Source organism: Moraxella sp. (genome assembly GCF_024227015.1).
Classification (GTDB): domain Bacteria; phylum Pseudomonadota; class Gammaproteobacteria; order Pseudomonadales; family Moraxellaceae; genus Moraxella.
Genome location: NZ_JAAELD010000318.1, coordinates 1 through 612, shown reverse-complemented (window position 1 = coordinate 612; position 612 = coordinate 1). Strand labels below are relative to the sequence as shown.

The following is a 612-nucleotide window of genomic DNA, read 5'->3' as shown; positions in this document are numbered from 1 at the left end:
CCACTATCACTAGCCAGCGTCAACCCCTCTGGCAGCGTACCAGAAATCAAACTAAACTGATAAGGTGGCATACCCGTTTCAGGCTCTACGGCAAAACTATAAGTGCGTCCAATCACGCCATCAGGTAAGCGTGTGTCACCAAAGGTAATATCTACAGGCTCAACATAGGCTACGAAAATCAATGAAATTGAGGCGACATCAAGCACTATATCAAAAAATGACCCTGACTGCATAGCGGCAGCATAGAAGGTATATTCCCCATCGGACAGATCCGCCGGTAACACCATCTGCAAAATCTCTCTTGAGCCACTTGCCAACGCCGCCTCTACAAACGGCACAAAGTCAGGTACAAAATCTGGCGGCGTTAAAAAAAACAATGCATCATCCGCTGGCAAGCTAACAGCGATATAAACATCCGCCTCACCTGACCAACTTTCAGTCAGCGTGAGAACCAAGTTATCGCCAGGTACAAACCGCGACTGATTTAGCGACAATTCCGTCGCATACGCTAATGACGCGCTACTTAAAAACAATATCAAAATGCAAATCTTGAGATACTTCATCGTTTATAATCCTCTAAATGGGGTGAAATTAAAATATCTAACCAACGAT

General features: G+C 44.9%; 1 protein-coding gene. It reads right to left on the bottom strand.

Annotation, left to right across the window (positions count from 1 at the left end; genetic code table 11):
- Window positions 1-563: hypothetical protein (locus GY683_RS07245; protein ID WP_297288097.1), on the bottom strand; the 563-nt coding region annotated here is incomplete at its 3' end.
- Window positions 564-612 lie beyond the last annotated feature (49 nt).